Source organism: Kitasatospora sp. NPDC050463, from assembly GCF_040655255.1.
Classification (GTDB): Bacteria; Actinomycetota; Actinomycetes; order Streptomycetales; family Streptomycetaceae; genus Kitasatospora.
Window position 1 is genome coordinate 56,389 of sequence record NZ_JBFAJO010000052.1, and the last position, 9,083, is coordinate 65,471.

The 9,083-nt window shown below is 71.8% G+C and carries 7 protein-coding genes; 3 read left to right on the plus strand and 4 right to left on the minus strand.

The features are described from left to right. Window positions 1-346 precede the first annotated feature (346 nt). The 3 genes from AB0J08_RS28185 to AB0J08_RS28195 all read right to left on the minus strand — a co-directional run bounded on the left by AB0J08_RS28185 (window position 347) and on the right by AB0J08_RS28195 (window position 3,890). A complete protein-coding gene (locus AB0J08_RS28185; RefSeq protein WP_360640223.1) occupies window positions 347-1,087 on the minus strand; it encodes a transglycosylase SLT domain-containing protein in 741 nt (246 codons plus the stop codon). A 448-nt stretch (window positions 1,088-1,535) separates the two neighbouring features. After that, window positions 1,536-2,870, minus strand: a complete 1,335-nt coding sequence (locus AB0J08_RS28190) for a PhoH family protein (protein ID WP_360640226.1) — start codon at window positions 2,868-2,870, stop codon at window positions 1,536-1,538. Window positions 2,871-3,095: 225 nt separating this feature from the next. Next, window positions 3,096-3,890, minus strand: a complete 795-nt coding sequence (locus tag AB0J08_RS28195; RefSeq protein ID WP_360640229.1) for an isoprenyl transferase — start codon at window positions 3,888-3,890, stop codon at window positions 3,096-3,098. 408 nt (window positions 3,891-4,298) lie between these two features. Between AB0J08_RS28195 and AB0J08_RS28200 the strand changes: the two genes are divergently transcribed. After that, complete coding sequence (locus AB0J08_RS28200) at window positions 4,299-5,894, plus strand: glycosyl hydrolase family 18 protein (protein WP_360640232.1); 1,596 nt, start codon at window positions 4,299-4,301, stop codon at window positions 5,892-5,894. 155 nt (window positions 5,895-6,049) lie between these two features. Here the strand turns inward: AB0J08_RS28200 and AB0J08_RS28205 are convergent, their stop codons facing one another. Next, window positions 6,050-6,763: a hypothetical protein gene (locus AB0J08_RS28205; protein ID WP_360640235.1), complete on the minus strand. Its 714-nt coding sequence runs from the start codon at window positions 6,761-6,763 to the stop codon at window positions 6,050-6,052. A 148-nt stretch (window positions 6,764-6,911) separates the two neighbouring features. Here AB0J08_RS28205 and AB0J08_RS28210 point away from each other — a divergent pair, with 148 nt between their 5' ends. Beyond that, a complete protein-coding gene (locus AB0J08_RS28210; RefSeq protein ID WP_360640238.1) occupies window positions 6,912-7,676 on the plus strand; it encodes a hypothetical protein in 765 nt (254 codons plus the stop codon). A gap of 100 nt (window positions 7,677-7,776) precedes the next feature. Then, window positions 7,777-8,991 carry a pyridoxal phosphate-dependent aminotransferase gene (locus AB0J08_RS28215; RefSeq protein WP_360640241.1) on the plus strand — a complete coding sequence of 405 codons (1,215 nt, stop codon included), beginning with the start codon at window positions 7,777-7,779 and terminating at the stop codon, window positions 8,989-8,991. Window positions 8,992-9,083: the final 92 nt, after the last annotated feature.

A 9,083-nucleotide genomic window follows, 5' to 3' on the forward strand; every position in this document is an offset into this window, starting at 1 on the left:
GCAGCGCGGCGACCGCCCCGCCCGGTCGGTCCGTATTCGGACAAACCATCCTGGACCAGGTGGTTTCAGGCATCGGGCAGCGGGGAGGAGTCCGAACGAGAACCGGAGCCATCTGTCGGCGGACCGGCCGGTGCGGGGAGCAACCAGGACCCCTCCCCGCGCCCCGCGTCCGCACCCGGGCCCGCACCGCCCGCGAGCGCACTGGTCAGCGCAGCCCGGGCGGGGCGGCCCGCCTTCTGTAGGACCACGGCGGCGGGGCGGCCCGCCGCACACCACGGCCCCCGACCGCAGGGGAGCGGTCGGGGGCCGTGGTGTGGTGCGACGCGGTTCGCGGTACCCGTGGTGCCTAGTACCAGTGGTGCGACTGCCAGAACGACCAGGCGCCACAGGGGCTGCCGTAGCGGCTGTTCATGTAGTTCAGGCCCCACTGGATCTGGGTGGCCGGGTTGGTGCGCCAGTCGGCGCCGGCGGAGGCCATCTTGGTGCCGGGCAGCGCCTGGACCAGGCCGTACGCGCCGGAGCTCTTGTTGGTCGCGGTGTAGTCCCAGCCGCTCTCACGCTTCACGATCTGGCTGAAGCACTGGAACTGCGCGTCATTGCCGATGATCGACTGGGCGAGCGCCTGGACCGAGCCGGGGCTGACCGAGACCGGCGGGGCCGACGTGTCGGTGGCTGCCATCGCCGAACGCGCCTTGGAGCGGTTGGCGGCGGCCTCGTCGGCCTTCCGCTTCTCCTCGGCCGCCTTGGCGGCCTTCTCCGCGTCGGCCTTGGCCTGCGCGTCAGCCTTGGCCTGCGCATCGGCGGCGGCCTGCTGGCGCGCTGCCTCCTCGGCGGCCTTCTGCTCCGCGGCAGCCTTGGCAGCTGCGTCGGCGGCGGCCTGCTGGGCGGAGGCCTGCGTGCCGATGTTGTCACTGATGGTCTGCGCCTGGGCGCCAGAGGGGACTTCGGCAAGCAGGGTCGCACCGGCGACGTCGACCGTCTGCATCGTCTTGCCCTCGCTGCCCGAGGCCATACCCACGACGGCACCGACAGCGGTGACGGCGGTGGCGGAGGCCACAGCGACTCCCCGGGCCGAGATCCGAGTCACATGGTTTCCTTCCAGCATCGCCCATGCGTGACCGTACGGGCGCAACATGCCCCTTGGCGCTGCCCTCCGTACGGTGCTGGTCACGGGAGGTACTGACCCGACGTCCGGAAGCGGTGGGCGACCGGGCGTTGCGATCGGGCGGCGTACGGCTCATCGGTGTTCAATTGTGCGTCCACCCACCGGAGTTGGCGGACCGTCCGGACCGGGCCCACGGTCTCCCGGGAGCCCTGTCATGCCGTACGCGGGGCCTGACAGAACCCTCACCATGCCGCACCGGGCACTGTCGACGCAATTCCCTGTTGCGTGGCGCATCTCACATTCACCGCCCCGGAGTTCTCCGGACAGAAAGCACTCGATGTGATGAAAGGGACGGGACCCGCCCCGTCAGGAGCGGGCCCCGCGCCCAGAGTTGACCATATTGTCCGACTATGCCCCTATTGCTGACGGATCACGGGTTGATGTCCTCCAGCATCTCCGTGACCAGCGCCGCGATCGGCGAGCGCTCGGACCGCGTGAGCGTGATGTGGGCGAACAGCGGATGCCCCTTCAGCTTCTCCACCACCGCCACCACGCCGTCGTAGCGGCCCACCCGCAGGTTGTCCCGCTGCGCCACGTCGTGGGTCAGCACCACCCGCGACCCCTGGCCGATCCGGGAGAGCACCGTCAGCAGGACGTTGCGCTCCAGCGACTGCGCCTCGTCGACGATCACGAAGGCGTCGTGCAGCGAGCGCCCCCGGATGTGGGTCAGCGGCAGGACCTCCAACATGCCCCGGGAGATGACCTCCTCGATGACGTCCGGGGTGGTGACGGCGGAGAGGGTGTCGAAGACCGCCTGCGCCCAGGGGCTCATTTTCTCCGTCTCGGAGCCCGGCAGATAGCCGAGCTCCTGGCCGCCGACCGCGTACAGCGGCCGGAAGACCATCACCTTGCGGTGCTGCCCCCGCTCCAGCACCGCCTCCAGACCGGCGCAGAGCGCCAGCGCGGACTTCCCGGTGCCCGCCCGGCCGCCCATCGAGACGATGCCCACCTCCGGATCGAGCAGCAGGTCCAGCGCCACCCGCTGCTCGGCGCTGCGCCCGCGCAGACCGAAGGCCTCGCGCTCGCCGCGCACCAGCCGGACCCGGCCGTCGCCGGTGACCCGGCCGAGCGCCCGGCCGCGCTCGGAGCTGAGCACCAGTCCGGTGTGGACGGGCAGCTCGCCCGCTCCCTCGACGTGCAGCGCGGCGTCGTGGCCGGCCGCGAACAGCGCGTCCACCTCGTCGGCCGGGACGTGCAGCTCGGCCATGCCCGTCCAGCCGGAGGTGATCGCCAGCTCGGCCCGGTACTCCTCGGCGAGCAGGCCGACCGAGCTGGCCTTGATCCGCAGCGGGAGGTCCTTGGAGACGACGGTGACGTCGTACCCCTCGGCCTGCAGGTTGCGGGCGACCGCGAGGATCCGGCTGTCCGCCTCGCCGCCGGCGGTGCGGTAGCCGACCGGCAGTATCGACGTGTCGGAGTGGTTGAGTTCGACCCGGATGGTACCGCCGAGCTCCCCGACCGGGATCGGCTCGTCGAGCCGGCCGAAGCGGATGCGGTAGTCGTCGAGGAGTCGCAGCGCCTGGCGGGCGAAGTAGCCCAGCTCCGGATGGTGCCGCTTGGCTTCCAGCTCGGTGACCACGACCACCGGCAGGACGACCTCGTGCTCCTCGAAGCGGGTCATGGCGAGAGGGTCCGCCAGGAGCACGCTGGTGTCGAGAACGTACGTGCGCCGGTCTGGCGTCCGGCGGCTCTTGGAACTGACCACTAGGCCTCCAGAGCGGATGACCCTGCGTCATCCGCGGCAAGCCGGCCCCCGCTGCCCCGGTGGCCTCGGGGCCGGTCTGCTCGGAGTATTCCCAGGCGAGGGGCGGTGCATTCGCGTTCTCGGAGAACTGACGGATCATTGCCGGTGAACGTTTGACCTCGCGCCGCGCCCGGGTAGGCCAGCCCTACTGGGGGGTCGGCAGGGGCCGATGGGGGCCGACGGGCGTCACAGACCCATCCGCCGGTGGCGTTCCTCGTACGCACGCAGCGCCCGGAGGAAGTCCACCTTCCGGAAGGCGGGCCAGTAGGCCTCGCAGAAGTAGAACTCGCTGTGCGCGCTCTGCCAGAGCAGGAAGCCGGACAGCCGCTGCTCGCCCGAGGTCCGGATGACGAGGTCCGGGTCGGGCTGGCCCTTGGTGTAGAGGTGCTCGGCGATGTGCTCGACGTCGAGGATTTCGGCCAGTTCCTCGATCGAGGTGCCCCGCCCGGCGTGCTCCTGGAGCAACGAGCGGACGGCGTCCGCGATCTCGTGCCGGCCGCCGTACCCGACGGCGACGTTCACGGTGATCCCGTCGATCCCGGCGGTCTCCTCGGCGGCCCGCTTGAGGACGTCCGCGGTGTGCTGCGGGAGCAGGTCCAGCGCGCCGACCGGGTTGACCTTCCAGCGGCGGGCGGCGGCCAGGCCGGTGACGGCGTCCTCGATGATCCCGAGCAGCGGCACCAGCTCGTCGGCCGGCCGGGAGAGGTTGTCGGTGGAGAGCATCCAGAGCGTGACGACCTTGACGTGGGTCTCGTCGCACCAGCCGAGGAACTCGCTGATCTTGTCGGCGCCGCGCTGGTGGCCGTAGGCGGTGGAGCCGCCGGTCGCCTTGGCCCAGCGGCGGTTGCCGTCGAGGATCACGCCGATGTGGTGGGGGGTACGGGCGAGGTGGACCTCGACCCGGCGACCGTAGAGGCCGTACATACCGTCCAGCAGGGTGCGCAGACCCGGCGTGCGTTCGACGACATCGCGCAGACCCATGGTTTTCGGCCCCTCCGTACTCATTCACCGGGGTACGTCACAACCCCCGGCGCAGCCTACTCCGGCCCGGAGGGAGTGGGTAAAGCCGCAGGTAGCGGTCCGGTCACAGTCCTGTGCGGAGCCTGTCGCGGGTGGCGTGGCGCGAGTGGCCGGAAGGCACCCGCGCGAACGCCCGGTCTCCACCGGGGCTCCGGATACGGAACGGTATCCGGTTCCTTAAGGAATCCGTAAGCCGACGATCCGATGCTTGACGACCGCCAATGGTCTAGTCCAGCTTTTGACCCAGGGCGGAACGAGCACCAACCACCGCCCGGCCCAAGGCAGTACCGCGGACGCAAGCCCTCCCCCACACGCGGCCGCCGCGCCCCCCACCGCGGCGGCCGCTCTCCCCCACAGGAGCGCACCTCCATGGCCCGTACGCTGAACCAGCCCGCGCACAAGCGCCGGCGCAGCACCCTCCCGGCCCTCGCCGCCGGTGCCACCGCTCTCGCCCTCGCCGGCGGCGGCCTCGCCCTCTTCGCCGGCGGTGCCAGCGCGGCGGCCGGCAACCTGGTCTCCAACGGCGGCTTCGAGTCCGGTTCGACCGCCGGCTGGGTCTGTACCGGCGCCGCGAGCGTCGTCTCCGCCCCGGTCCACTCCGGCGCCGGCGCCCTGCAGGCCACCCCGGGCGCCTCGGACACCGCCGAGTGCACCCAGACCGTCAGCGTGCTGCCCAACGCCAGCTACACCCTGAGCGGCTGGGTCCAGGGTCCGTACGTCTACCTCGGCGCCCGCGGCACCGGCGGCACCGACCCGAGCACCTGGTCCAACCAGAACAGCTGGAACCAGCTCTCCTCCACCTTCACCACCGGCGCGAACGTCAAGAGCGTCACGCTGTTCGTGCACGGCTGGTACGGCCAGAGCGCCTACCTCGCGGACGACCTCGCGCTGAGCGGCCCCGGCGGCACCTCCACGCCGAGCCCCACCGCGACGACCACCGCCTCGCCGACGGCCACGCCCACGGCCACCGCCTCGCCGACCGCGACCGCCACGCCCACGGCGACCGCCACGCCGACCCCCACGCCGACCCCCACGGCGACCGCGACGACCACCCCGCCGGTCACCGGCCTGCCGAAGCACGTGGTCACCGGCTACTGGCACAACTTCGACAACGGCGCGACCGTCCAGAAGCTGGGCGACGTCCAGAGCGCCTACGACATCATCGCGGTCTCCTTCGCCGACGCCGTGCCGACGAGGGGCGGGGCGATCAGCTTCACCCTCGACCCGGCGCTCTCCAAGGCCCTCGGCGGCTACACCGACGCGCAGTTCCGCGCCGACGTGAAGGCCAAGCAGGCGGCCGGCAAGAAGGTCGTCCTCTCCATCGGCGGCCAGAACGGCGCGATCTCCGTCGGCGACGCCACCGCCGCGGCCGCGTTCACCGACAGCGCCTCCGCGATCATCCGTGACTACGGCTTCGACGGCATCGACGTCGACCTGGAGAACGGCGTCAACCCGACCTACCTCGGCAACGCGCTGCACAGCCTGCAGGCCAAGGTCGGCCCGAACTTCATCCTGACGATGGCCCCGGAGACCATCGGGATGTACAGCACCGCCGGCGCCTACTTCCAGCTGGCGCTGAACACCAAGGACATCCTGACCGTCGTCAACACCCAGTTCTACAACTCGGGCGGCATGAACGGCTGCGATGGCAAGGTCTACAACCAGGGCACCATCGACTTCATCACCGCCCAGGTCTGCACCCAGATCCAGGGCGGCCTGCGGCCCGACCAGGTCGGCATCGGCGTCCCGGCCTCCAGCAAGGCGGCCGGCGGCGGCTACGTCTCGCCGAGCGTCGTGAACAACGCGCTGGACTGCCTGGCCACCGGCAGGAACTGCGGCAGCTTCGTCCCGCCGGCCAAGTGGCCCTCCATCCGCGGCGCGATGACCTGGTCCACCAACTGGGACGCCAACAACGGGAACGCCTTCTCCGGCACGGTCGGCCCGTTCGTCCACCAGATGCCGTAACTCCCCCGGCGCGCCACTCCTTGAGGGTGGGGCCCGCGCGCCGACGGCGGGGCCCGTCGTACCCGACCGGTACGGCGGGCCCCGCTCGTCGTGGGTTCGTGCGCCTGGACGGGCCGCCCGTCACGGCCACACCGCCTCGATCCGTGGGCCCGGCCCTACTGCAGCAGCACCGCCGCCAGCGTGCCGAGCAGCAGGAACGGGCCCATCGGCAGGTCCAGTCCGCGCACCGAGCGCCGCCGCGCCAGGGCGGCCACGGCCCGGGCCACCGCCCAGAGTCCCGCCAGCACCGAGGCCGCGAAGAGCCCGGTGAAGGCGGCCGACCACCCGTACCGACCGAGCAGCGCGCCGAGGCCGAGCGCCAGTACGGTGTCCCCCGCGCCCATCAGGCCGAACCAGCCGGGCAGTTCGAACAGCGCGGCGGCCGCGAGCGCCACCAGCAGACAGCGCAGCAGCACACCCGGGCGGCCGTCCGCCACCTCCAACACCGCCAGCAGCAGGGCGAGTCCCGCCGCCAGCGTCCAGCTCAGCGGGTACGGCAGCCGCCGCACCCGGGCGTCGGTGAAACCGAGCACCACCCCGGGGCCCGCCGCCCACAGCAGCAGCACCGCATCGGCCGGGCGCGCCGCCGACAGCGCGGCCGCCGCCACCGCCACGGTGACCGCCTCCACCTGCCAGGCGCCCGGGCCCAGCCGCTCCCGACAGCCCGGACAGCGCCCACCGGGCGGCAGGCCGCGCAACTCCCGTTCGCACACGGGGCACCGCGTGCACCACGGCCCGTCCTGCGGCACGGCGTAACGCACCACCAGACCCCGCAGCGCGGGCGCCACCAGCAGGCCGCCCAGCACCGCCCCGAGCACGGCCGCGATCACGGCGCCCCCTCTCGTCCACCGCCGGAACCGGCCCACGAACACCGGTACCGTTCACCGGGAACCGCCCGGCACTCGCCGGCGTCCGACCTCGCAGCGCCACATCCGAATTCCGGCGCCGCACCGACCACATCATCCACGGGGAAACACTGTGACCAACACTCAGAACGCGCTGCGCGCCGCCGTCCCGCTCGCCGCCCTGGCGCTCCTGCTGACCGCCTGCGGTCCGGAGAACGAGGACCCGGCCGCTCCCGGCGCGGCGGGCGCCGGCGGTGCGAGCGTCGCCGCCACCAGCACGCCGGGCGCCACCGGGGCCCCGGCGGCCACCGGCGGCACCGCCGCAACCGGCGGCACGGCCGGCACCGCGGGCACGGCGGGCACCGGCGGCACGACGCCGAACCCCGTCCCGTCCGCCGCCACCAGCGGCAACCCGATCGGCGGGGCCACCGGCGGCTCCGGCAGCGGCAAGATCGGCTACGACAACCCGCTGGCACTCACCGCCACCGGCAGCTACCTGGGCAAGACCAAGGCCGACGTCACCCCGGTCTCGGTGGTCAAGGGCACCCTGGCCGAGATCGCGCCGTACAACTTCAAGCCGGCCGACCTCGACGGCAAGACGCCGTACTACGTGACCGTCTCGTTCACCAACCGCACCGGTGCCCCGCTCACCGACGAGTACTTCATGATGCGGTTCAAGGTGAAGTCGGACACCGCGGCCACCGGCGGCGTCCTGCCCGCCCCGACCATCCTCAAGTCGATCCCGCAGTGCGACTCCGGCAAGAAGCCCGGCACCCTGGCGGACGGCCAGGCCCAGCAGCAGTGTGCGGTCTATCTCGTCCCGACCAACACCCCGCCGAAGTTCCTCGTCTTCGGCAGCGTTCTGGACACCGAGCCCCTGATCTGGAAGGCCGGCTGACAGCTCCGCCTGCCGATCCAAGGAGCCCCTTGAAACCGGTCCGGCACGTGTCCCCGCACACGCGCCGGACCGGCCCGGGATGCCCCTAAAGTAGGCAGACATGCAGGTCATCCAGTCCAGCAAGCTCGCCAACGTCTGTTACGACATCCGCGGCCCGGTACTCGACGAGGCGATGCGGCTGGAGGAACAGGGCCACCGCATCCTGAAGCTCAACACCGGCAATCCCGCCGTGTTCGGCTTCGACGCGCCCCCGGAGATCCTCCAGGACATCCTGCGCAACCTCTCCTCCGCGCACGGGTACGGCGACTCCAAGGGCCTGCTCGCCGCCCGCCGGGCCGTGGTGATGCACTACGAGGAGCGCGGGCTGCACGGTCTCACCGTCGAGGACGTCTTCCTCGGCAACGGCGTCTCGGAGCTGATCCAGCTGGCGATGACCGCCCTGCTGGACGACGGCGACGAGGTGCTCGTCCCGGCACCGGACTACCCGCTCTGGACGGCCTCCGTCTCGCTGGCCGGCGGCACCGCGGTGCACTACCGCTGCGACGAGCAGTCCGAGTGGTACCCGGACCTCGCCGACATCGAGGCCAAGGTCACCGACCGGACCAGGGCGATCGTGGTGATCAACCCGAACAACCCGACCGGCGCGGTCTACCCGCGCGAGGTCCTGGAGGGCCTGGTCGAGATCGCCCGCCGGCACGACCTGGTGGTCTACGCGGACGAGATCTACGACAAGATCCTCTACGACGACGCCGAGCACGTCCCGCTGGCCACGCTGGCCCCGGACCTCTTCTGCGTGACCTTCAACGGGCTCTCCAAGGCGTACCGGGTGGCGGGCTTCCGCTCGGGCTGGATGGTGCTCTCCGGCGACCGGCACCGCGCCCGCAGCTACATCGAGGGCCTGACCGTGCTCGCCTCGATGCGGCTGTGCGCCAACATGCCGGCCCAGCACGCGGTGGCCGCGGCGCTCGGCGGCCGACAGTCGATCAAGGACCTGGTCCTCCCCGGCGGCCGGCTGCTGGAGTCCCGGGACGCCGCGTACCGGCTGCTCAACGAGATCCCCGGGGTCAGCTGCGTCAAGCCGAAGGGCGCGCTCTACGCGTTCCCCCGACTGGACCCGAAGGTCTACAAGATCAAGGACGACGCGCAGATGGTGCTGGACCTGCTGCGCGCCGAGCGCATCCTGCTGGTCCAGGGCACCGGCTTCAACTGGCCCGAGCCGGACCACTTCCGCCTGGTGACCCTGCCCCGGGCCGAGGAGATCACCGACGCCGTCACCCGGATCGGCGACTTCCTCGGCGGCTACACCCAGCTCTGACCGCCGGCATCGGCACCCTTGCGCAGGTTGTCGTTGGAGATGAACAGCGACAGCCCGTTCTCCACCGTCTCGTCGGCGCGGATGCGGCCGAC